This window comes from Ruegeria sp. HKCCD7251, assembly GCF_013031165.1.
GTDB lineage: Bacteria > Pseudomonadota > Alphaproteobacteria > Rhodobacterales > Rhodobacteraceae > Ruegeria.
In genome coordinates this window covers 58199-80132 of the sequence record NZ_WPZC01000012.1, presented here as the reverse complement: position 1 = coordinate 80132, position 21934 = coordinate 58199, and the positions used below count along the sequence as shown (strand labels likewise).

Below are 21934 nucleotides of genomic sequence, written 5' to 3'. Positions count from 1 at the left end.
CAGGCTTCAAGGCTTCAGGTGCCATGTTGCGCGCTATTCCCGATGCGGATGCAATCACCACAGTTGGAATTGTAGCCTACGGGCGCGATCACGAGGCCCGTGTAGATGTCAGCGAGATTGGTTTCTATTGAAGGTTTCCTAAGAGAGGGCTGATACCTTCAAATAGGTTAGTTTGACATGGTTCGAGATCGAAGTGTGCCAAAAAAAAACTGCAAAACTTGATTTTGGATGTCCGCTTAGGGCTGACTGCGGTCCTTTGGAGTAATATTGCGGATGTCCGCAAAGTCCGTGGAGCCGTCATTCATGCCTAGCGCAGCGAATGTTCACTTCGAGCTCTGAGCAGACATCGCATTGATACGCCTGCGTTCGTTACAAACTGCAGTTCGAAAATGGTCGAACTTCTTCAATTCTTTACCAGAAGCGCCGCCTCAGCAAGCCTCGTAATCTGGCCTTCATATTCTGCTTGCGACCAGCCACAGTCGCGTACCAAATGTTCCCAGTTTTCAACCGACAAAAGCGTCCACAGCAGATCGGTTGCCATGTCCTCGTTTAGATCCGCTCTCAGCATCTTGTCTGCTGCCAAAGCCCCTACTGCCGCGACACACCCATGCCTGACGGCTTGCATCCGGCCGTCCCAAGCCGCCGCGGCCTCGGCATCATTGTCGCACATACTGCGTAGAGCGACGGACAAGCCGTGGATTTCGGGAATGTAGCTGCCCCATGCTGAAATGAAGGACGCCAGCCGGGCTCGGCCAGAAGTGGCTGCCCTGCTGTCGGCTAGTCGCGCATCCACGTCCTTGATGGAATCAATATGCCGAGTCGTGGCAATTAGCAGCTCTGCCCGCGTCGGAAAATGTAGGTAGAGCGCTTGACGGCTTATGCCGACCGCCTTTGCGATATCGGTCATACGAACCTTTTTATCCCCGGATTCCAACAGGTTCCAAGTGCAATCGAGGATGCGGGCACGGGTATCGGATGAATCTCTTGACATAATGTCAAGTTAGATATTATTGACACCATGTCAACTTTACATAGTGTCAAGTTATTGACCGGCAACACCCTCGAAAGGAGAACAACAATGAAAGTTATCGTATTTGGCGCCACAGGGACCGTAGGACGACTCGCCGTCGAAGACCTGCTAAAGGCAGGCCACACCGCCACTGCCTTTGCGCGTTCGCCGCAAAACCTGAACATAAGTGACCCGAACCTGCGCCTTGTCGCTGGCGATGCTATGAAGCTCTCTGACGTAGCAGACGCCGTTGCGGGGCACGAGGCTGTCGTCGTTACCCTTGGCGCCGGGATGTCGCGCAAAAGCAAAATTCGCTCGCAAGGCACCATGAACGTCATCAAGGCAATGCAGACCCACGGGGTCCGCCGTCTTATTGCACAATCCACTTTAGGTGCCCGCGATAGCTGGCCAACGCTGAATTTTTGGTGGAAGCATGTGATGTTCGGTGCCCTACTCGCGCCCGTTTTCCGCGATCATGAGTTGCAGGAGCAACTGGTCGAGGCCAGCGGTTTGGACTGGACCATCGTCCGCCCCGGGGCCTTCACCGACAAGACGACCGCACGCCCTGTGATCGAGGATGTGCCGACTACGGCCCGTGGTCTTGATCTGAAGATTGCCCGCGGAGAGTTGGCCCGTTTCCTGACGCGTCAGCTTTCCGACCGCCAATACATTGGCCGGGCCGTTGGCTTGTCGAGCTGAGGAGCAAGGACCATGGAATGGATATTGATGATCGCCGGTCTTGCCGTCGCGCTGGTTGCGGGCGTGTTTCTTGGCTTCTCCGACTTCATAATGCGGGGGTTGGCACAAGCCCCTGCATCCCAAGGGGCCGCGGGCATGGTTGGGCTAAACCGAACAGTCTATCGGTCAGTCTTTATGGTACTGCTCCTGGGGTTGGTGCCAGTGTCGGGTGCCCTTAGCCTCCTAGCGGTCTGGCAACTTCAAGGCGCGGCAAAGGTGCTGACTTTAGTTGGGGCCGCTGTCTACCTGGTTGGTGTATTTGCCGTAACCGGTGTGGGTAACGTTCCAATGAATAAGCGCCTTGACGCGATGGATGGCCAGACGCGCGAAGTCGCCGATTATTGGCCGCGCTATGCACAGCGATGGACGCTGCTGAACCACGCAAGAACCTTCTCTTCGGGACTAGCGGCTATTTGCTGGCTGGTAGCAGCATTGACAAATTGAGGCAGAGTAGGTGGGCGCTAATTGCTACCGAGGAGCCATCTGCCAGAACGTCAGCTTTGTCCGCAAAGCGGATACTCATGCCGAGTGCAGCGAATGACCGCTTCGAGCCCAATGCGGACGTTCAAATGCAGCAAAAACCAGTTACTGTTGAGCGCAAAACATTGAATGTGACTTCAACTGGAAACACAAATAACGCCATATTGTTAAGATCATCACGTTATCCAGTTAGCCTGAAAATTAGACGCTCCTTCCAAAGGCAGCTTTTAACCAAGCCTGAATGACTTGAAAAATCTGATCTATGCGTAAAACTTAAAGAATGAGTGAGTATTTTGACGAAATGTTCAATGGCGATGGATCACTCAGAGGTCCATACGAAGAGATCGGCCGCTGGTTCAACGCGGAAGACGTATCACGACTGAGGGCGAAACAGCGCGAAGCCGAAAAAGTTTTTAGGCTGACGGGCATCACTTTTAACGTATATGGCAAAGCCGAGGCCGAAGAACGTCTAATACCTTTTGATATCGTGCCACGAGTTATTTCAGCTCGGGAATGGCAGCGGTTGGAACGCGGTATCGAACAGCGGGTGCGGGCAATCAACGCATTTCTACATGACATTTACCACCGTCAGGAAATTGTCCGGGCCGGGCGTGTACCTGCTGAAATGATTGCCGGAAACGAGGCCTTCCTGCCGCAGATGCTTGGGGTCTCACCACCCGGTCAGGTCTATACGCACATTGTCGGCGTCGATCTGGTGCGAACCGGCCCAGACGAGTTTTTCGTCCTGGAAGACAATGCTCGTACGCCATCCGGGGTCAGCTATATGCTGGAGAACCGGGAGACGATGCTAAAGATGTTCCCCGAGCTTTTTAGCGCGACGAATGTTCGGAATGTTTCCGACTACCCCCGCAATCTGAGGCGGTCTCTTGCGGCCTGTGCGCCAGCTTGCGCAGACGGAGAACCCACTGTCGCGGTGTTAACCCCCGGCATCTATAACTCAGCCTACTATGAACATGCGTTTCTTGCTGATCAAATGGCCGTGGAATTGGTCGAAGGCCACGACCTTCGCGTTGTCGACGGGCGCGTCTGCATGCGCACCACCAGAGGCTATAAACCCATCGACGTGCTTTATCGCAGGGTTGATGACGACTTCTTGGATCCATTGAATTTCAACCCTGACAGTGCATTGGGTGTGCCAGGCATTCTGGACGTTTATCGCGCAGGCGGCGTCACGATCGCGAACGCACCCGGAACGGGTATTGCCGATGACAAGGCGATCTATTCCTACATGCCCGAGATCGTCGAATTTTACACGGGCGAAAAGCCTCTGCTTCAGAATGTTCCAACCTGGCGATGCAGCGACCCTGTCTCGCTGTCTTACGTCATGGACAACCTGTCCGAGCTTGTTGTGAAAGAAGTGCATGGGTCTGGCGGTTACGGTATGTTGATTGGCCCGACCGCCAGCAAAAAAGAGATTTCTGCTTTCCGGGACAAGCTCAAAGCGCGGCCAGCGAACTATATCGCTCAGCCGACACTGTCTCTTTCAACGGTTCCAATCTTCGCACGTTCAGGGCTGGCCCCCAGACATGTCGACCTTAGGCCGTTTGTTTTGGTGTCTCCCGACGGGATCAAAATCACACCCGGTGGATTGACCCGCGTAGCGCTGAAAAAAGGCTCGCTGGTCGTAAACTCGAGCCAGGGCGGCGGGACCAAAGACACCTGGGTTCTGGAGGACTGACCATGCTGGGAAAAACTGCTGGCGGGTTGTTCTGGATGTCCCGATACCTGGAGCGCGCGGAAAACACGGCCAGGCTGCTGGAGACAGGTCAAAGGATGGCGTTGACCCGGACTAAGAACTCCGCCGAGGAATGGGGGTCAGTTCTGAAAACGGCCGGAGTTCTGGATGGATACCACGCCAAGTACGATGATATTACCAAGGACAACGCTGTTGATTGGGTGCTGCGGGACGCGGACAATCCATCCTCGATCAAGTCGGTTATCAAGCAGGCACGAGACAACGCGCGCCTTGTTCGGACAGCACTGACCCACGATGTGTGGAGTGCTGTAAACGCGACTTGGATGCAGATTGACGAGGTCATGAAGCGCCGCGTGAATGAGCGGGATTTGCCTGCGACGCTGGAACTCATTCGTCAACAGGCGGCTCTGGTTCGCGGTGCCACCTTGGGGACCATGCTGCGCAATGACATTTTCGACTTCACCCGTATTGGCACATTTGTCGAGAGGGCAGACAATACCGGGCGCATTCTGGACGTGAAATACTATGTTCTTCTGCCCACAGCCTTCTCGGTCGGCTCGTCACTGGACAACATCCAATGGGAAAGCATCTTGCGTTCCGTCGGCGCTGGTGGAGGGTATCGAATGACCCATGGTGAGAAAACCCGGCCGTCTGACATTGCGCAGTTTCTGATCTTGGATCAGCGGATGCCTCGCAGTCTTCACTTTTGCTGCAGAAAGATTCAAGAGAACCTGTCATACCTGAAGAAAGACTACGGCTTTGCCGGGCCTTCGTGCGAGGCGTCTAATGCTCTCTACGAAAAATACCTGGATCAGAAGATCTCAGATATCTTTGAAATCGGACTTCACGAATACATTCAGGACTTTCTAGCCGACCTCGGCAACTTAAGCCGTCAGATCGAGATTGATTACCGGTTCTACGAGTAGACAATGAAACTGCACATTCGACACGAGACACGATACGATTTCGACGCACCAGTTCCCTTCGGGTTGCAACAGCTCAGGAAGACACCAAAGTCCTTTCGCAATCAAAGCATCGAAAGTTGGAACACAGAAATCACCGGCGGGCGAAAAGAACTGACGTTTGAAGACTACCACCGTAACACCGTGGAATTGATCAGTTTCGACGCAAACACCCAAAGTATTTCGTTGATCTCTGAAGGCGTTGTTGAGGTGGAAGACATCCACGGCGTCTTGGGGCGTCACGAAGGGTCGACACCCTTGTGGCTGTTCAATAGGGGTACCCCGCAGACAACACCGGGGAAAGGGGTTGCCGAACTGATTGGCGCGTTACCTAAAGGCGAACCGCTGGAACAGATGCATGCCCTGTCCGAAAACATTCGAACTCAAGTCGCGTATGAAATTGGAAGTTCGCACCCGAGCTGGAGCGCAGAAGATGCCCTCAAAGCTGGGCGTGGCGTGTGTCAGGACCACACTCATATCTTCATTACATGCGCGCGACAGATCGGAGTGCCAGCACGCTATGTATCGGGTTACTTGATGATGAGCGAAACGGAACTGCAGGACGCGACCCATGCCTGGGCCGAAGTGCATTTGGACGGGCTTGGCTGGGTCGGGTTTGACGTTTCAAACGGGATCTCGCCTGACGATCGATACGTCCGCGTCGCAACCGGGCTGGACTATGCCCAAGCCGCACCGGTAATAGGGAATAGAATTGGGACAGCGGGCGAGCAATTGACAGTGCAGTTGCAGGTCGCACAGCAGTAACGGAGAAATTGATGACCTATGCTGTGGGCATGCGGCTGAATCGCGGGCTGGTGTTCATGTCCGATACGCGCACGAATGCAGGCGTGGACAATGTTTCGACCTTCAACAAGATGTTCAATTGGACGGTAGAAGGGGACCGTTCGATCACAATCCTAACGGCTGGAAACCTTGCGACTACTCAGGCCACAATAAGCCTTTTGGAAGAACGAACAAAAGCGCCGGCAGATCGTTCACCATCGATTTTAGAGGCACCGACAATGTTTCAAGTTGCGCAACTGGTCGCGGCTACTCTGAACGACGTCATCGAGGAGCATGCCCGGTCCGGTCAGCAAGCTGACAGCGCTTTTCACGCGACGCTCATTGTTGGAGGCCAGATCAACGGCGGCCCGTCTCGCCTGTTTTTGATCTACCCTGAAGGCAATTTTATCGAGGCCGGCGACGACACCCCGTTCTTTCAGATCGGTGAAACAAAATATGGCCGTCCTATTCTGGTGCGAGCCTACGATCCGGAAATGAGTTTTCCAGAAACCGTGAAACTCTTGCTTGTCAGTTTTGACTCCACGATTAAGGCCAATCTGTCTGTCGGTGCTCCGCTCGACCTGCTTCTCTACGATGAAGACAGCCTTGACGGCGGTGCGCGGTCAAGATTCGAGTCCGACGACCAGTACTTTCGCATTGTTTCCGACGGATGGGGAGATGCGTTGAAGTCGGCCTTGGCCAAACTTCCTGAATACAAATCGGGGCGAAAGTCAAACGATTGAGCGTCCGCTTTGTCCGCAGAGCGGTCATTCAGACGGAACGCAGCGAACGACCGCTCTGAGCCCAAAGCGGACACCAGGACCTCTGCTATTTCGAGGTTTGGCTGCGAAGATTACGGCCATTCGTACTGCCTACCTGAAAGTAGGTTAGGAGAACACTTAAGGACACCCGAAGATTGCCAGTTTCTCTGCTCGCCCTCGCATTTCGTAATTGCCGAGGGGCTTCCAGTCCTCTTCGCGGTTTACGTCGAAACCCGATTCCTTGAGGACTATTTCTGATACAACGAGCCGGCAGCCAAATTCCTTTGTTGCCTGTTCTAGCCGCGCCGCCACGTTCACTGTGTCGCCAAGAACCGTAAACTCCAGCCTAGATTCGTCTCCAACTGCTCCAGAGAAAACTTCGCCCGCATGTATGCCAATCCCCACCTTTACTTTCTTTAAGTTCATTCTGCCTCGTTCCGCATTCCAACGATCAATGGATTCGAGTATGGCGATACTGCATTTTAGCGCATTTTGGGCATCGTCAGCGGACGCGTCCGGGGCTCCAAAGACAGCCATTACAGAGTCACCAATGAACTTGTCGATAATCCCGTTGTGCCCATGTACTTGAGCTGTCACGATTTTTCTGTACGTGGACAAAAACTCTCCTAGCGATCCGGGCGCCAGGCCTTCGGACATTGCTGTGAAGCCCCGCACATCGACAAATAGTACCGCCGCGGATTGCAATTTCCCTTTAAGCAATTCAGCTTGTTCTGCGGTCGACAACTGTTCGGCCAATTGAGCTGGCAGGAACTGCGCCAGCTTATTCCGTCGGGTCGTTTCTTCAACCGCTCTGTTCAGAAGAGCTCTTGTGCGGACCGCTAGGAAGAACAGAATTCCACCAGTAAGAGCTACCATGAGCAACCGCACAATGTTTAGCGGTGCGTCGAAAAATCCCACTGTGCCCAACCAGTTGTCTGTCTGGGGAGTCATGGGATCCGAGGCCAGGAAGTACAGGCTTATGAGCGCCAAGACGACAAATATGAGAGCAAAGACTTGAAGCGTGGGATTGTTTCTTAGCGCAACGAGCGCCAATATGGTAAATGCCAAAAGTACCGGTGGCACGATGATAATCTGGCTCCAGGGTAGATCTATAATCTTCACCGTTGCCACCAGCAGGCTCCACCAAAACACAATATCCATAGTGGTAAACAACCACGTCATCCAGGTATGGAACGAGTTTGAACGAACGACGTATAATGTAACACAGCCGACGGCAAAGTAACCGGCTGAAACAAATACAAAATATGGTGCCAAGTTCAATGCTGGATTGTCTTGTTCGAGCGTTGGAACGACGACAATGAAAAAGAAGAACGAAATTGATAAGCCGACCGCACATCTGACATATCCAATTGACCGCTCAGCGCCGAGTTCCGCTTCTAAAAGTAGATTTTCCGCATGGGTGTTCATACCCGCCACAATATCATGCCAAAGTGGAAGACCGTATAACTTCTCAGTCATTCTTGTTGATCATGCAATCTGCGACCGAACTATCGAGTTACCAAGATGTGACGTCGTTCCCGAATACGGGGAAGACAGTCTTGCAATTGCGGTCGAAGGCTCAGTCAGGAAAGCGGGCGCGCGCATTCGAGTCACGGTTCAGCTGATTGACGCATCGACTGGCAACCACGTGTGGGCGGAAAAATATGACCGTCAGTTGGAAGACATCTTCGATGTTCAGGACGAGATCACGGAAAAAATTGTTGGCAGGCTGGAGCCCGAGGTCGGAAATGCGATCCGGCGCAAGTTAGAAGATACGCCGCGCCGAAACCCCCATGCCTGGGACTGCTATCATCTTGGGCTTGCGCACTTTTACAAGTTTACTGCCGTAAGCAACCGTGAAGCTCAGAGGTTGTTTCTCCAAAGCCGCGAACTGGACCCCAGTTTTCCCGAGGCACATGCCTGGTGGGCCTATGCCACGATTCTCGGGATGGTGTATTGGGACACGGAACCGGATTCTGCCCTTATGGACGAAGCGCTGGCTGCCGCACGCACCGCCGTTTCAATGGATAACCAGAATGCGCTGCTCTACATGCTGATGGGCAGAGTCCAACTGGCCCGCCGGGAATACCGCAGCGCGCTGGCTGAGAATGAAACTGCAATCAAATTGAACCCGACGCTGGCTCCAGCATATTGCGGATTGGGAGACTCACTTTCTTATGAGGGACGATACGAAGAGGCGATTGCCAATTTCGAAAAAGCCGTGGAGATGAGCCCTAACCATCCACAGCTTTGGGCCTTTCTGAGCTATGGCGCGCTGACTCTGCTTTTCGATCACCAGTTCGAGAAAGCTCTGGACTGGGCAGAGCGGGCTCGCGATGTGCCAAATTGCCAATACTGGGCCACCGCGCATGCAGTCGTGGCGCTTGCCAATCTCGGGCGGGACAAAGATCTGGCCAAGATGGTACATAACCTAATGGTGGAAGAGCCGAAGTTCTCGCGGTCATTCGCAAAAAATAAGCTGTTCTATCTGAAGCGGGAGGATCAAATGGAACTTTACCTTGCAGGGCTTGCAAAGGCAGGTATCCCCGCCTGATTTTTCCTGTGATCGGCCCTTGCTTTGCCGCTTGTCTTGAATGCTTGCGTCAGGTCAAGCCGAATGACCGCAAAGGATTCGGAGCGGGACTTAAACTCCCGCAGAAATTGCTTGTCCGGTGACGTGTTGAAGATCGCTCTGCGGTGGCCTTTATCCAGCCTGTGAATACACCAATGTTTCCTCAGGCAATCGTGATCAGCCACCCGCCCCAGGCAATCAAAACCAAACCCAATCCTCGGCTCAGAAACCGCCCGAATGGCAACGTCTTTTCCGCCAACACTACGATTGTAAGTACGGCAACCCACGGCAGGTTCATGACGCCCAACACAAACAACAGCACCATCAGCATCCAGCAGCAGCCAAGACAGTAGGCCCCGTGGTGAAGCCCCATCTTCGCGGCACCCAGGGTTCCCTCGTGCCAATGAGCCGTCAGAAAACTCATGGGCGAGCGGCAATGCTCTAGGCAAGCGTTCTTGAGTGGCGTCCATTGAAACAAACCGGCAAGTATCAACATCACGCCGCCCACAGTCGGCGCAACCCTCCCCATCATGGATGAAAGCGCGCCACCCGTGTGCAGCCACCAATTCAATACCGTCGCCGCCAGCGAGAATACCAGCCAAACCAACAGATACCCCGCCACGAAGCTGCCCGTTGGCACGAAGGGTCGCCCTGCCTCCTCCCGCTTCGCGCGGACCCGCTCGTAGATCATTACGGCGGGTGTAACTGAAGGCAGCATCATCGCGAACATCATTACCGCCCACATGACAAGCATGAAGACAAAATCCGCGACGGACCACTGCATCATCATCGGCATGGCCATGTCGCCAACCATCGTCATCGAGGACGAACCAAGCCCGAGGTAAATTATATAGGCCCACGTCAGCGCCGTGAGCGCGGCTAGCGCTGCCAGCACCAGCGCCCGATCTCGTCGTGCAACTCCTACAGCATTCATTATGACGGCCTGACGATCCGGCCCGGCCTCAGCCGGCCCAAGCGACTTGTCCGACCACACCCGACCGGCCCGTCCAGGTCACGGGCATATCCGCGTCGTTCCAGGTGGTTCCTTCACTGGGGGCCAGATCACCTTCATGCCCTTCATGCCCGAAGGCCAGGCTGAACGCGGCGTTCTGCAGTTTCATCTTGTTGCCGAGGTCATTGACCAGGCGACGGGATTTCATCTCGCCCACATCGGCCACGCTTGCAGTTACTTCGCCATCGGCCTCGGTCACGCTGATCTCGGCGCGTTTGGTCGGAAGCCAGGTCGACAACAGGCTTGCCGGCACCTCCATGCCGCCGCCGGACGCACCCTGCAAGATAGTCTCCAATGCCGCCGCCTGCGCATCGCTGGCGTTTTCGTCAATGTACACTCGCCCGGTGCCGTTGGCGTCGAATAGTGTCGGCCCGGGGAAATGCAATGAGACAATCGCGTTTTGGCCAGAAAGGTCCACGCCTTCATGAGAGCCCTCGCGAATGCGTATCAACAGGGACGTCGCGCAATACCCTTGGTCCAAGAGCATAAGGTCAGCTTGTCCGAACCAGCATGGGCAAAGCATGTTGCAATTGCAGGTTTCGACGAGCTCCCCTGAAACATTCCAAGACATGATTTCTCCTCCCATCCCACATTTTCCACGGATTCATTTTAGCAGAAAGGCTGCTTTTCACCAATCAACCAGAAGGTTAACCATGTCTCCTCAGGGCACAGAGCTGCCTATCCCTACAGCTTACATGATTAGCTGGTTGGCAGCCCAAGCCGGTCCTTCGCAACAAAGCCGCCATTCGTCACCAAGCGAGCCATACCGAAATATCATTGGGTTCGAAGCCTAATTTATTTGATCACGTGGGCTTTATCAGTGTTTCCAGATATTCTCGAGTGTCGGCGTCCCATGAGCTGGGGTCCTCTCCATGGGCGACCACCGCGTGCAATTCCATGAGCTTCCAGACTTCGTCCTTGGTCGCTGCAACCACTTTGCCTGGGCAGGCCTCCATGCCCTCGCAATCCTTGCAGGCATATGAATAAACAGTGTTCATCGCTTTCTCCTCCGTTCGCTCGAAAAGTTGGTTAGAACTCAGGAAACGTCGGCAGCCCGTCGTCGAGTTTTATCCATGGCTGCTGATGTGACACGAAGACGTGGGCCTTGGGTTGCGCAATCGATGGGTCGTCCAACGTTACAGCAGAAAACCAAGCGTCAGCACTCCAGTCTTGGCCCTCAACTTCATTTAGTGCAGCATAGGTCAGCGTCGTTCCGCAGTCCCGACAAAACCCGCGGCGAATACCCGGAGTTTTCTCAATGTGTTGGATTTCGCCTTTGATAACGGCGAAGTCTTCCGCTGCTACTTTAGCCCAAGTTACAAAGGCGCCGCCAAGGGCCATTTGGCATGAACGACAATGGCAATGTCCCGACCAGACAGGTGGTGTCGCGATCTGGTATCGAACAGCACCACAGTAACATCCACCTTGAAGTTTTTTCATCGTATCAAGCTCTCATAACGTGCGGCTAGGTTTACATCGATAGTGAGGCATCTGCTCTAATATCTCATGATTTTAGAACAGGTTTCACTGTGAATAATGTCAAGAATGCCGATATCATGCGACTCAAATAGTCTAACAAAGCTTTAGAAAAACTACAGTATGGATTGGTTGCACCTTCCCCCGATGAACGCTTTGCGCGCTTTCTCAGCAGTTGCGGAAGCAGGGAGTTACACCGTGGCGGCTGAACGCTTGAACGTTACCCAAGCGGCTGTCAGCCAGCAGGTGAAATCGTTGGAAAGACATTTGGGTGTAGCTCTCGTTGCCAGACGTGGGCGCAGCATCGAATTGACAGAGCCAGGCATGATTCTTGCGCGTGAACTGGGTATCGGCTTTGAAATTATCGGAAGGGGTGTCGAACGACTGACAGAACACACAGCGCAGCGCCCAGTTCAATTGACCATGTCACCCGCATTCGCGGTGGAGTGGCTATTGCCGAGAATGGCAGAGTTTCAACGTGAACATCCAGAGATCACTTTGATGCTGAACCCAACTTCGGAACTGGTTCAGATAAGACCAGGTGGTATCGATGTCGCCATTCGGTATCACGACAGACGCATGCCGAGAAAAGAAGAGGATACTGTCCTTGTTTCCGACATGGTCGTGATCGGGGCACCTTCACTGGTGGGAGGCCAAGATCTGCGTGACCCGGCCTCTTTAACGAAGCTGCCCTGGTTGCAGGAACTGGGCACCAACGAGGCGGCTGACTGGTTCACCTATCACGGGGTTATTCCTGCCGAACCATTGACCATAAATCACATGCCGGGGAACCTGATCATGACTGCGGTTCGCCGGGGTGACGGTATCACGTATACCGCCAGAGCTTTTTTCGAGGACGATCTATCATCTGGTCGGATGATTGAATTGTTCTCTGAGCCTCTCTTCGGCGTCTATTACATCCAGACGCAGGCAGAATTTCAGCGCCCCGAGGCTAAGGTTTTCGTCAATTGGCTAAAATCTCAGTCGCAAGTCGTATCGGCGAACACGTCCGAAAACTGATCCAGTTGCAGTTGGAAACTTTCGAACCAAGCTAGGCTCGAGGTTGTCGCGCACCTCATTTGTTCGAAGTGGAAATCAAGTGATCAACTACATACTCCGCGTCCTCGCCCACGCCATAAAACAGGCCAGACCCTTGTGTGTGCATCCAATGCAGCCCGCAGAAGTACAGGCCTGCTATATCCGTAATACCTCGCTCATATTGCGGATAGCCAGTCTCATCGAAGACCGGCAAGTCGATCCATCCAAAATCGCGGTGAAACCCAGTTGCGTATATGACGGTCGAAACATTCGCCGCATCCAAGTCGAAGAACGGTGGTTCAGGTTTGGGCTGCCAGTTGATCGGGTCAACAATTTCCTTGGGATCATCGAGTCCATTCTCTGCAACAAACGTGTCGATGCTCTCCATTTCCGCGAGACACACATCGTCCACTGCCTTGAGTGTTTCTTCAAGTCCGCCCGCCAAAATCAGACACCCGTCTTGAACACCCTCAACCTTGCTGTGTAGTTTGACCCCGTCGAGCGCCATCTGGCGCAGATCAATTATACGACCACCCTCTCGCCCAGAGAGATGTGGATGGGCTTTGAACCGGATAGCTGTCCCTTTGGGATGGTCCTTTACCGCCATGTTCATGTACCCAGTCGCCAAGTCCCATTCAAAAATGTCGCGACCCCTATAGCGACGTGGGATGCGGCCAGCACTGCCCACTGCGAGATGTACGTCGCGCCTGGATAAGTGCAGGTCCTCAGCGACCTGACACCCTGACTGACCACTTCCAATAATGAATACCGCACCATCCGGTAGGCTCGCTGAGTTGCGATAGTCACACGTATGTATGCCAGTAACCCTTTCGGGCAGATCGTAATGCCAACTTGGTATATTCGGGTGTTGATGCGTGCCTACGGTGACGATCAAGTTCTGCGCTCTGATTTCGCCATCTGATGTGGTTAGTTTGAACCTACCCGGTCCTGCACTTGCCTCGATTCTAGCCACCTCGACGCCCCCTCGATAGGGCGGACCAAAACTGCTCGCATAGTCTTCGATGTACTTGACGATCTCATCGCGGAGCATGAAACCATCGGGATCATCCCCATCGTAATGGAAACCTGGCAGTCTGCAGAGTTTGTTAGGAGAGACCAGGCAGAACGAGTCCCAACGGTTACGCCATGTATCGCCAATCTGCCCGCGGTCCAAAACAACGTGATCATGACCAGCCTGCTTTAAGTGCCAGCTAACGGAAAGACCAGCTTGACCTCCGCCCACAACCACAGTGTCAATCAGGGTGTACATAGCAGCAAACCTTTCTATGAAACTCTATCGGCGACAGCTAGTTGCTTCAACGTATCAATGTCCGCTCAGGGCTCGAAGCGGTCATTCGCTGCGTCGGGCATGAACGACTGCAATGCAGACTTGACCACCATTGAGATACATCAATGCGCCCTGACGTTTGGTGACGCAAGATCACTGACGAGAATGCTTAATTCGTGCATGTTGGGAGGGTGTCACGAGAAATCTTGGAATGGCTGTTGCCTTGTCAATCAGTATTGGGGCGACCGTTGCGCAGGCCGAAACACCGCTTTGGGAGCATGTCCCCGAAACAATTTCACCGGAATGGGGACAGTTCTTCTCAGAAAAAGGTCAGTACCGCGATCGCCCGCTTCCTGCACTGGACGACCTCGAAGGATGGAAAGCCGCACAGGCCGCAAATGATGCGCCAAAGGAGGCCCATGCAGACGCGTTTGCCAAGATGTTCAATGTAACTTACGAAGAGACTGAGATCGCAGGTATTCCCGTGATCAGAGTCTTTCCGCAGACGCTTACGTCAGAGGATAAGATCGGCGTGTATACGCACGGCGGTGGCTACGTTATGAACTCTGCAAAGGCTTTGTTGCCGGGACCGATGTCAGTTGCGGCAAAAACCGGTCTCCAAGTCATTTCGATCGACTATACACTTGCCCCACATGCGAAGTGGACACAGATCACCGACGAAGTGGTTGCGGTGTTTATGGGATTGGCTGAGGAAGGATTCTCTGGTCAGGACGTTCTGTTTTTCGGGGACTCTGCGGGCGGCGGCTTAGTCGCAGGCTCGACTCTGAAAATGCGCGATCTGGGCATGGATATGCCTGCCGCTCTGGTATTGTGGTCGCCCTTCGCTGACGTGTCGGAGATCGGCGACACCTACGTCACGCTTGCAAATGCAGAACCATACTACACCTACGACGCGATTATTGGGCCGTCCGCTTTGGCTTATGCTGATCCGGAGGATCACGGGCATCCGTACGTTTCTCCGGTCTATGGAGACTTCTCCAAGGGATTTCCGCCAACACTGATCCAAGGCGGCACCAAAGAACTTCTGCTGAGCGGATTCGTTCGTCTTTATCAGGCGATTGATCAGGCAGGCCAAACCGTAAAACTCGACATCTATAAGGGAATGCCTCACGTCTTTATGGAAACGCACCCAGAGTCAGCGGAAGCGAAGATTGCGATCGGGAAAGTGAACGATTGGGCTGCAGAGCATATGTTGCTAAACGAGTAAACTCTCTCTGCTGGAGCATTGTGGCTTAGCTCGCTGAAGAGCCCTCTCTGTTAAATGTCAGCTTTGGGCTCGAAGCAGCCATTCGCTGCAACTTGCTTGAACGTCCGAGTTACGGACAGAACCGACGTTGGTGTTTCGGTTTGTTTCAAGTTTTAGTGTTAGTAAGTTTGCTTAGTCTAGGGTGCACTCACAACTTCCACTGAGGCGTCACCAATAAGATCCCTAAGTTCAGCTGTTGATCGTCTGCCGGATCGCCTACTTGCCCGTATTGCTTCACCGGAAATACGAACGATTTCTGCACGAATGGGTGTTGGACAATCCGAACTTCAAGAACTTCGATGATAGCCTGTCCCATGAGCAACAACTTATATTGCTTAAAATGGGTGCCACCCTCAATCACTACCATCCCGGGCAGTTTACGGCATTTCTGGGCATCGAAGATTCTGACGAAGACGTCGGCTAAACGGACAAAGGCGGCTGTTAAGGCGCAGAGCAGCGAATGGCGGTAAAGAGCCCGAAGCAGCCCGTTCAAAGTGTCGCGAGAAGCGCACTACGGACAAAGGGCCAAACAAGTAAATCAACACTCAGCAGAAAGCTTCCACAATCGTAGGGACTAGCACCTGATGGTCGGCGCGCGAGAAGCCGCTGACTTTGCGTCTATCGCGCAAATTGTGGTTTTCACCGCATTAGTTTGACTGCTTGTTCGGGGCCAAGCCAAGATGGTTGGTCGCAGGTCGTCGTCATGGATGCCCAGCCGCGATCCTGCGCTGAGGCCAAAATGCTGGTCATGACTTCAACAACATGGGTCGCCATCTCAAGGCTGCACCGGTGTGGACGGTTATCCTGAATAGCCTGAGCCATTTCCGCGAGGCCTGCGCAACGATAGTTGGCACGGTGCACCCCGGATCCATCCGAACCATTTGCTACAGATAATGGATGATTGTTGTCTGGTACCTGTGTGATTTCGCCCTGCGCCTTTGATATCAACACCTCGCCACCAAAAAAATTTGGGTCCGGAATGAACAAAGAGCCGCTGGTGCCGTATAACTCCATATTGTCGTGGCGATGCGCCCAGACGTCCCAACTTGCCCCAAATGTGATCAAAGCGCCGTTTTCGAACTCCAGGAGCGCGTGAACGTTTGTTGGGATCTCGACCGGAACCATTTCACCCAATCGTGGTCCATTGCCGATCTCGCGTTCAGCAAAGCTTGCCGAAGCCATGGCCGTCACGGCTTTAACCGGGCCAATCAACTGCACAAGATTGGAGATGTAGTAAGGGCCGAGGTCGAGGATTGGGCCGCCGCCTGGTTGAAAAAAGAAGTCTGGGTTCGGGTGCCAGGACTCCATTCCATGCGACATGACATGGCATGTGCCGCCGATGATCTCGCCCACCTCGCCGCTGTCGATTGCCGCACGGGCCGCCTGATGGGCACCGCCCAGGAAAGTGTCCGGCGCTGATCCGATCCGCAGATTTCGTTCTTGCGCCATTTTCCGCAGTGTTTCAGCTTCCTCAAGGGTCAACACAAACGGTTTTTCCGAATAGGCGTGCTTGCCATTTTCGAGGATCGAAGTTGTGACACTGAAATGCGCGGCTGGGATCGTGAGATTGAGGATGATGTCGATATCGTCGGCTGCCAGCAGACCTTCGACCGTATCCGCGCGGACGCCGAACTCTTGAGCCCGGTCCTGCGCGGTTTCCATGTTCAGGTCCGCGACTGCCCGGATTTCAATATAGTTGAACAAAGGCGCAAGATTCAGATAGGCGGTCGAGATATTGCCGCACCCGATTATTCCGACACCATATACCTGCATCGCGTTCTTCCTCAGAATGATTGAACAGTTGCGAGTGACCGTTGAGCCATCCGCTTGTGATCATTGGGATTATCGTGCTCGATCACGTAACGTCGCACGAGAGCTGCATCCATCGCCCGCTTGATCGCAGGCCAGTCCATCGTGCCATACCCGACATCTGCCCAGCCGTCTTCGTCCGCGTTTTCTCCTACTGGAGCAATGTCCTTCACGTGCACTGCGACCAGTCGTCCGGAGTATTTTTCAATCCATTGGACCGGGTCCTCGCCGCTGAATTTTACCCAAGCGAGATCAAGTTCGATCTGGATATCCTCGGAGGCCGCGGCAATCAGATCTAGAGGTGTCTGACCGTCGACGGGCACCATTTCGAAGTCGTGGTTGTGCCAGGCAAAGCCAAGACCTGCGTTCAAGACAGGTTTGCTAGCAGAAACAAGACGCTCGCCAAATTCCTTCCATCCCTGCGCCGAGGACGGACGATTTTCGGGTGCCACAAACGGGATGACAATTGTTTGAATGCCGATTTTTTTTGCAACGTCGATCACCCGATCAGGGTCGGTTTCGACCAAATCCAACGCAAAATGTGCCGTCGGCATGGTTAGGCCATAGGCGTCGAGCAGGGATTTTGTCTTTTCAACATCATCAAAGTATGGACCGAAACCTTCGACCTCATTGATCCCCAGATCCGCGAGCATGGCAAAGGTTTCCTCCACGTCCCAGTTGCGCGAAGAATAAAGCTGATAGGAGATGGCAGGCATAACTCAATCCTTTGATTGTCTGACTGTTTCAATGATGGCAGACGCTTTTGGCTCACAGCCGCAGTTCGGATTTGGTGTCGAAGAGCGAGGCCTTTGATAGATCGAGCCCGAGCTGCAGTTTTTCGCCCACCGCGATCTTGGCCTGCCCATCCATACGGACGCGGAACGGGCTACCGGCAATTTCGCAGTCGACGAGTGTATCTGATCCTGTAGGCTCGATAAGGCTGACCGAAACATCTGTCTGGAAAGGGGCTTTGCCGACCAGTTCGCCGGTGATGACGTGTTCGGGACGGACCCCCAAAGTCGCAGGACCTGTCGCCGGGCCAGCGGAGAATTCGTACCCCGATAGTGGGATCGAAAGGTCGCCCGTTTCAAAAGCGCCGTTTTTGATGTGGCCTTCCAGAAAGTTCATTGACGGTGATCCAATGAAGTCAGCCACGTATTTGTTTACAGGGCGACTATAGATTTCTTCCGGCGATGCCAGTTGCATGATCTGACCGCCGCGCATAATCGCAATACGATCCGCAAGCGTCATGGCTTCGATTTGGTCGTGGGTTACGTAGATCATCGTATTTCCGAGGTTCTGGTGCAAACGCTTGATCTCGACACGCAGGTCCGCGCGCAGTTTGGCATCCAGATTCGACAGCGGCTCATCGAACAAAAAAACGTCGACGTCCCGCACCAATGCGCGTCCTATGGCAACTCTTTGACGCTGGCCTCCCGACAGAGCGGCCGGTTTGCGTTTAAGCAAGGATTCGATTTGCAGGATCTCTGCGGCACGTTTGATGCGGGCTGCTATTTCGGCTTTAGGCAGTTTGGCGTTTTTCAGACCAAATGACAGGTTTCCCTCGACAGTCATTTGAGGATAGAGCGCGTAGGATTGAAAAACCATGCCGATACCGCGCTCGGAAGGCTCCGCCCACGTCACGTTCTCGTCGTTGATAAACAGCTGACCTGCGGTTACGTCAAGCAGGCCGGCGATACAGTTTAACAGCGTGGATTTTCCGCAACCGGACGAGCCGAGAAGTACTAGAAACTCGCCTTTGCCGATTTCCAGATTGAGGTTTTGCAGCACTTTGACCGAGCCGAACGCCAGATCAAGATTTTTGATTTCAACTGAGTTGCTCATGAGGGTTTACCCTTTGACAGCGCCGGCCGCGATACCGCGGACGAAGAGTTTGCCGGAGACAAAATAGATGGTCAGCGGAACAAGACCTGTAATTATGGTCGCTGCCATATTGACGTTGTATTCCTTCACGCCTTGCGTGGAATTGACGATGTTATTGAGTTGTACCGTCATCGGGTAAGTATCCGGGCCGGTGTAGACTACGCCAAACAGGAAGTCATTCCAGATGCCTGTGACCTGCAGGATCACGGCGACGGTGAAAATGGGCACGGACATCGGCAGCATGATGCGGAAGTAGATGCGCCAGAACCCAGCGCCATCGACGCGAGCGGCTTTGAACAACTCTTCCGGCAACGAGGTAAAGTAGTTGCGGAACAGCAGGGTCAGAATGGGCATGCCAAAGATCGTGTGGACAATGACCAACCCGGTGAGTGATCCATAAAGACCGACTTCTCGCAACATGATGACGATCGGATAGAGCATCACCTGATAGGGAATGAAGGCGCCAAATATCAGGATGGTGAAGAATGCGTTTGCACCTTTGAAACGCCAGTTCGCCAAGGCATACCCGTTCACCGATGCAACGACGATCGAAATTAGGACTGAAGGGATTGTTATTCTGACTGAATTCCAGAAGCCGACCTTCAAGCCTTCACAGTTCAAGCCCGTACAGGCTTCGGACCAAGCCTTGACCCAGGGCTCGAATGTGACTTCGAGCGGCGGGGCAAAAATGTTCCCGACGCGTATTTCCGGCATTCCCTTCAGTGACGTGACGACCATGATGTAGAGGGGCAGCGCGTAGTAGACTGCAGCGACGAGCAAGGTGCCATAGAGTAAGATGTTTCTCCGCGAAAGCATCTTGGTGGGTTTGGGCCCCTGCGGCCCCTCGAGCGTCGTAGACATGACATCAACCATGTTTCTTCCCTCCTCCGAACTCGAGGATGGCCCAAGGGATGACGACAAGGGCCACTGTGAGCAGCATCATGGTCGAGGCGGCGAAGCCCTGACCAAGGTTGCTTGCGCCAAACATCATGTCGTAGACGTATTTGGCGGGAACTTCGGTGGCGATACCGGGGCCGCCGCTGGTTTGCGCGACGATCAAGTCATATAGCTTGACGATGCCGGTTACTGTCAGAACCAATGTCGTTATAAACACCGGGCGCATCATGGGAATGACGATGAACAGATAAGTTTTCCATGCGGGAATGCCGTCCACGCGTGCGGCTTTCCAGACATCCTGATCTATCCCGCGCAATCCGGCGAGCATGAGGACCATAACCAGCCCGCTGCCTTGCCAGAGCCCGGCAATCAGGACACCGAATATGGCGATTTCCGGGTTGTAAAGCGGGTCGAATTCGAAGCTTTGCCACCCCATTCCCCTGACGATGGCTTCGATGCCGAATTCAGGGTTCAGTATCCATTGCCAAACCAACCCTGTGACGACAAAACTCAGGGCATAGGGGTAAAGGATGACGGTGCGGATGGTGTTTTCAAAACGTATTTTCTGATCGATCAGCGCCGCGAGGATGAACCCGATCACGAACACCAGAGCGAGCATACAAAAGCCATAAATTGCAAGATTCTCGATCGCAACCAGCCACTTTTTCGTACCCCAGAGGCGGTCGTATTGATCAAGGCCAACCCACTTCAGCCGCGGCAGCAATCCCGAACTGGTGAAGCTGTAAACCACTGTCCAGGCTGTCCCACCAACGAACACAAACAGAGCAGTAACGATCATGGGGATCGAGGCTATTTTTGCGTTCAGGTTGCGGAACAGTTGGTTTGGGCGTTGCGAAGCCATCTGCTCCCCCTCCCTTCAACTGTTGGTGTCGGATTGCGGGCAAGTGAGCCCGCAATCCACTGTCAGTATTTATTCAGCCCGACCGATGATCTTGACGAATTCTTTCTGCGCATCTTCGGGTGTCATCGACGCATCCGCAAAGAACTCTGTGAACAACGTTTTCAGCTGATCGTTGGTGTCTGGCGTGATCAACTGGTTAACGTCGGGCAGCAGCGCGCCCGCCTTGAGCAAATCGAGGCCTTTCGCCATGCAGTCATTGGCTGCGTCTAGGTTTACGTCACCGCGCACAGGGAGCGACCCCTTCTTGAGGTTGAAGGCCACTTGCGTTTCGGGATCGAGCATCAGTTTGGCTAGCTCGGTTTGCGCGGCGATCTGGGCTTCATCCGAGAGAACAGGGAAATAGAACGCATCTCCGCCTGTTGAAAGACGCGGATTCATGCCCAGCCCAGGAAGGCAACTGTAATCTTCGCCAGCGGTAACGTTTGCGACTGCCATTTCACCCTGCGCCCAGTCCCCCATGATCTGGCCACCGGCTTCGCCTTTGATGACCAGCGCGGTCGCGTCGTTCCAATTCTGAACCGTTGAGTTGGCGGCCATTGAACGCGCATCGGCAGCAGCTTTGAAGACGCTGGCGACTTCGGCACCACCAGCAACATCCGTATTCTTGTCACCGTATACGCTGTTATAAACTTCACTTGGCAAGAGGCTTGCGATCAGAACACTGAACGCACCAGCCTGCTGCCAGCCCTGCTGACCCATGGCCATGGGGATCTTGCCCGCGGCTTCGAGCGCGGAGGCCGAGCTTACGAATTCAGTCCAATTTGTCGGGATGGGAACACCTGCATCTTCGTATGCCTTGTGGCTGACCCAGAGCCACTGCCAGGAGTGAATGTTGACAGGCGCGCAGTAGATGCGGCCATCAACAGTGCAGGAAGCCAGTAGAGAAGGTGGGTTTACCAGATCGGTCCAGCCTTCTGCTTCGGCAATGTCGGTGATGTCACGGAGCAGGCCCGCTTCGATCAGCTCTTCAGCCTGCCTGCCATGATTGAACTGAAACGCGCCCATCGGATCTCCGCCAACAATACGGCTTATCATGACCGGCCTTGCGTTGTCGCCGCCCGCGATGGCTGCATCGACCCAGGTGTTGCCTGTTGCGTTGAACGCGTTCGCGATTTCCTTGACCGCCTCGGCCTCACCGCCCGACGTCCACCAGTGCATCACTTCCAATTCAGTTGCCGACGCGCTTGTCGCCACAACAAGCGCTGTTGCCGAGAGCAGATATTTTATCCGTTTCATGCCATCCTCCCTTACTATAACGTTATAGTAAAAATCTATATCGTTACAGAAATGCCTTGCAAGCAATTTTTTTGACTCGCTAT

General features: G+C 53.9%; 23 protein-coding genes. 10 read left to right on the top strand and 13 right to left on the bottom strand.

Annotation, left to right across the window (positions count from 1 at the left end; translation table 11 throughout):
• Window positions 1-403: 403 nt before the first annotated feature.
• Window positions 404-991: a TetR/AcrR family transcriptional regulator gene (locus GOX75_RS20035; RefSeq protein WP_171126101.1), complete on the bottom strand. Its 588-nt coding sequence runs from the start codon at window positions 989-991 to the stop codon at window positions 404-406.
• Window positions 992-1078: 87 nt separating this feature from the next.
• Here GOX75_RS20035 and GOX75_RS20030 point away from each other — a divergent pair, with 87 nt between their 5' ends.
• The 6 genes from GOX75_RS20030 to GOX75_RS20005 all read left to right on the top strand — a co-directional run bounded on the left by GOX75_RS20030 (window position 1079) and on the right by GOX75_RS20005 (window position 6432).
• On the top strand, window positions 1079-1708 hold the full coding sequence (locus GOX75_RS20030; protein ID WP_171126099.1) for an NAD(P)-dependent oxidoreductase: 630 nt from the start codon (window positions 1079-1081) through the stop codon (window positions 1706-1708).
• 12 nt (window positions 1709-1720) lie between these two features.
• Window positions 1721-2191, top strand: a complete 471-nt coding sequence (locus tag GOX75_RS20025) for a DUF1772 domain-containing protein (RefSeq protein WP_171126097.1) — start codon at window positions 1721-1723, stop codon at window positions 2189-2191.
• 316 nt (window positions 2192-2507) lie between these two features.
• Window positions 2508-3926, top strand: a complete 1419-nt coding sequence (locus GOX75_RS20020) for a circularly permuted type 2 ATP-grasp protein (RefSeq protein WP_170464173.1) — start codon at window positions 2508-2510, stop codon at window positions 3924-3926.
• Between the two features lie 2 nt (window positions 3927-3928).
• Window positions 3929-4870: an alpha-E domain-containing protein gene (locus GOX75_RS20015; protein WP_171125968.1), complete on the top strand. Its 942-nt coding sequence runs from the start codon at window positions 3929-3931 to the stop codon at window positions 4868-4870.
• 3 nt (window positions 4871-4873) lie between these two features.
• Window positions 4874-5671 carry a transglutaminase family protein gene (locus GOX75_RS20010; RefSeq protein WP_170464169.1) on the top strand — a complete coding sequence of 266 codons (798 nt, stop codon included), beginning with the start codon at window positions 4874-4876 and terminating at the stop codon, window positions 5669-5671.
• Window positions 5672-5682: 11 nt separating this feature from the next.
• Complete coding sequence (locus GOX75_RS20005) at window positions 5683-6432, top strand: peptidase (protein WP_171126096.1); 750 nt, start codon at window positions 5683-5685, stop codon at window positions 6430-6432.
• A 156-nt stretch (window positions 6433-6588) separates the two neighbouring features.
• Here GOX75_RS20005 and GOX75_RS20000 read toward each other — a convergent pair whose 3' ends face one another.
• Window positions 6589-7929: an adenylate/guanylate cyclase domain-containing protein gene (locus GOX75_RS20000; RefSeq protein ID WP_171126094.1), complete on the bottom strand. Its 1341-nt coding sequence runs from the start codon at window positions 7927-7929 to the stop codon at window positions 6589-6591.
• A gap of 169 nt (window positions 7930-8098) precedes the next feature.
• On the opposite strand from GOX75_RS20000, the gene GOX75_RS20635 reads away from it, so the two are divergent.
• Window positions 8099-9004, top strand: coding sequence for a tetratricopeptide repeat protein (locus GOX75_RS20635; protein WP_171126092.1), 906 nt, complete (start codon window positions 8099-8101; stop codon window positions 9002-9004).
• Between the two features lie 181 nt (window positions 9005-9185).
• Here the strand turns inward: GOX75_RS20635 and GOX75_RS19990 are convergent, their stop codons facing one another.
• The 4 genes from GOX75_RS19990 to GOX75_RS19975 all read right to left on the bottom strand — a co-directional run bounded on the left by GOX75_RS19990 (window position 9186) and on the right by GOX75_RS19975 (window position 11474).
• Window positions 9186-9956 (bottom strand): DUF2182 domain-containing protein, encoded by a 771-nt coding sequence (locus GOX75_RS19990; protein WP_171126091.1) that lies wholly within the window; start codon window positions 9954-9956, stop codon window positions 9186-9188.
• 28 nt (window positions 9957-9984) lie between these two features.
• Window positions 9985-10605, bottom strand: coding sequence for a DUF1326 domain-containing protein (locus tag GOX75_RS19985; protein WP_171126089.1), 621 nt, complete (start codon window positions 10603-10605; stop codon window positions 9985-9987).
• A 232-nt stretch (window positions 10606-10837) separates the two neighbouring features.
• On the bottom strand, window positions 10838-11032 hold the full coding sequence (locus GOX75_RS19980; RefSeq protein WP_170425569.1) for a DUF1059 domain-containing protein: 195 nt from the start codon (window positions 11030-11032) through the stop codon (window positions 10838-10840).
• 31 nt (window positions 11033-11063) lie between these two features.
• On the bottom strand, window positions 11064-11474 hold the full coding sequence (locus GOX75_RS19975; protein WP_170425572.1) for a GFA family protein: 411 nt from the start codon (window positions 11472-11474) through the stop codon (window positions 11064-11066).
• Between the two features lie 183 nt (window positions 11475-11657).
• On the opposite strand from GOX75_RS19975, the gene GOX75_RS19970 reads away from it, so the two are divergent.
• The gene (locus GOX75_RS19970; RefSeq protein ID WP_170425575.1) at window positions 11658-12530 is read left to right on the top strand and encodes a LysR family transcriptional regulator; all 873 of its coding nucleotides are present in this window, start codon (window positions 11658-11660) and stop codon (window positions 12528-12530) included.
• Window positions 12531-12585: 55 nt separating this feature from the next.
• Here GOX75_RS19970 and GOX75_RS19965 read toward each other — a convergent pair whose 3' ends face one another.
• Entirely contained in the window at window positions 12586-13818 is a 1233-nt protein-coding gene (locus GOX75_RS19965; RefSeq protein ID WP_170425578.1) for an NAD(P)/FAD-dependent oxidoreductase, read from the bottom strand.
• A gap of 229 nt (window positions 13819-14047) precedes the next feature.
• On the opposite strand from GOX75_RS19965, the gene GOX75_RS19960 reads away from it, so the two are divergent.
• Complete coding sequence (locus tag GOX75_RS19960) at window positions 14048-15064, top strand: alpha/beta hydrolase fold domain-containing protein (protein WP_171126087.1); 1017 nt, start codon at window positions 14048-14050, stop codon at window positions 15062-15064.
• Window positions 15065-15323: 259 nt separating this feature from the next.
• Entirely contained in the window at window positions 15324-15527 is a 204-nt protein-coding gene (locus GOX75_RS19955) for a hypothetical protein (RefSeq protein WP_170389186.1), read from the top strand.
• Between the two features lie 215 nt (window positions 15528-15742).
• Here GOX75_RS19955 and GOX75_RS19950 read toward each other — a convergent pair whose 3' ends face one another.
• The 6 genes from GOX75_RS19950 to GOX75_RS19925 form a co-directional block, all read right to left on the bottom strand.
• Window positions 15743-16876 carry a Gfo/Idh/MocA family protein gene (locus GOX75_RS19950; RefSeq protein ID WP_171126085.1) on the bottom strand — a complete coding sequence of 378 codons (1134 nt, stop codon included), beginning with the start codon at window positions 16874-16876 and terminating at the stop codon, window positions 15743-15745.
• Window positions 16877-16887: 11 nt separating this feature from the next.
• On the bottom strand, window positions 16888-17628 hold the full coding sequence (locus tag GOX75_RS19945; protein ID WP_170387240.1) for a sugar phosphate isomerase/epimerase: 741 nt from the start codon (window positions 17626-17628) through the stop codon (window positions 16888-16890).
• A 52-nt stretch (window positions 17629-17680) separates the two neighbouring features.
• A complete protein-coding gene (locus tag GOX75_RS19940) occupies window positions 17681-18757 on the bottom strand; it encodes an ABC transporter ATP-binding protein (RefSeq protein WP_170602464.1) in 1077 nt (358 codons plus the stop codon).
• Between the two features lie 6 nt (window positions 18758-18763).
• Entirely contained in the window at window positions 18764-19669 is a 906-nt protein-coding gene (locus GOX75_RS19935) for a carbohydrate ABC transporter permease (RefSeq protein WP_170602463.1), read from the bottom strand.
• Window positions 19662-20555 (bottom strand): carbohydrate ABC transporter permease, encoded by an 894-nt coding sequence (locus GOX75_RS19930; RefSeq protein WP_170498952.1) that lies wholly within the window; start codon window positions 20553-20555, stop codon window positions 19662-19664. Before GOX75_RS19930 ends, GOX75_RS19935 begins: the two co-directional genes overlap by 8 nt.
• A 69-nt stretch (window positions 20556-20624) precedes the next feature.
• Window positions 20625-21851: an ABC transporter substrate-binding protein gene (locus GOX75_RS19925; RefSeq protein WP_170602462.1), complete on the bottom strand. Its 1227-nt coding sequence runs from the start codon at window positions 21849-21851 to the stop codon at window positions 20625-20627.
• Between the last annotated feature and the right edge of the window lie 83 nt (window positions 21852-21934).

Coding starts and splice junctions, on each gene's coding strand:
- GOX75_RS20035 (WP_171126101.1), bottom strand. CDS start 991: ATGTCAAGAGATTCATCCGATACCCGTGCCCGCATCCTCGATTGCACT.
- GOX75_RS20030 (WP_171126099.1), top strand. CDS start 1,079: ATGAAAGTTATCGTATTTGGCGCCACAGGGACCGTAGGACGACTCGCC.
- GOX75_RS20025 (WP_171126097.1), top strand. CDS start 1,721: ATGGAATGGATATTGATGATCGCCGGTCTTGCCGTCGCGCTGGTTGCG.
- GOX75_RS20020 (WP_170464173.1), top strand. CDS start 2,508: ATGAGTGAGTATTTTGACGAAATGTTCAATGGCGATGGATCACTCAGA.
- GOX75_RS20015 (WP_171125968.1), top strand. CDS start 3,929: ATGCTGGGAAAAACTGCTGGCGGGTTGTTCTGGATGTCCCGATACCTG.
- GOX75_RS20010 (WP_170464169.1), top strand. CDS start 4,874: ATGAAACTGCACATTCGACACGAGACACGATACGATTTCGACGCACCA.
- GOX75_RS20005 (WP_171126096.1), top strand. CDS start 5,683: ATGACCTATGCTGTGGGCATGCGGCTGAATCGCGGGCTGGTGTTCATG.
- GOX75_RS20000 (WP_171126094.1), bottom strand. CDS start 7,929: ATGACTGAGAAGTTATACGGTCTTCCACTTTGGCATGATATTGTGGCG.
- GOX75_RS19990 (WP_171126091.1), bottom strand. CDS start 9,956: ATGAATGCTGTAGGAGTTGCACGACGAGATCGGGCGCTGGTGCTGGCA.
- GOX75_RS19985 (WP_171126089.1), bottom strand. CDS start 10,605: ATGTCTTGGAATGTTTCAGGGGAGCTCGTCGAAACCTGCAATTGCAAC.
- GOX75_RS19980 (WP_170425569.1), bottom strand. CDS start 11,032: ATGAACACTGTTTATTCATATGCCTGCAAGGATTGCGAGGGCATGGAG.
- GOX75_RS19975 (WP_170425572.1), bottom strand. CDS start 11,474: ATGAAAAAACTTCAAGGTGGATGTTACTGTGGTGCTGTTCGATACCAG.
- GOX75_RS19970 (WP_170425575.1), top strand. CDS start 11,658: ATGAACGCTTTGCGCGCTTTCTCAGCAGTTGCGGAAGCAGGGAGTTAC.
- GOX75_RS19965 (WP_170425578.1), bottom strand. CDS start 13,818: ATGTACACCCTGATTGACACTGTGGTTGTGGGCGGAGGTCAAGCTGGT.
- GOX75_RS19960 (WP_171126087.1), top strand. CDS start 14,048: ATGGCTGTTGCCTTGTCAATCAGTATTGGGGCGACCGTTGCGCAGGCC.
- GOX75_RS19950 (WP_171126085.1), bottom strand. CDS start 16,876: ATGCAGGTATATGGTGTCGGAATAATCGGGTGCGGCAATATCTCGACC.
- GOX75_RS19945 (WP_170387240.1), bottom strand. CDS start 17,628: ATGCCTGCCATCTCCTATCAGCTTTATTCTTCGCGCAACTGGGACGTG.
- GOX75_RS19940 (WP_170602464.1), bottom strand. CDS start 18,757: ATGAGCAACTCAGTTGAAATCAAAAATCTTGATCTGGCGTTCGGCTCG.
- GOX75_RS19935 (WP_170602463.1), bottom strand. CDS start 19,669: ATGGTTGATGTCATGTCTACGACGCTCGAGGGGCCGCAGGGGCCCAAA.
- GOX75_RS19930 (WP_170498952.1), bottom strand. CDS start 20,555: ATGGCTTCGCAACGCCCAAACCAACTGTTCCGCAACCTGAACGCAAAA.
- GOX75_RS19925 (WP_170602462.1), bottom strand. CDS start 21,851: ATGAAACGGATAAAATATCTGCTCTCGGCAACAGCGCTTGTTGTGGCG.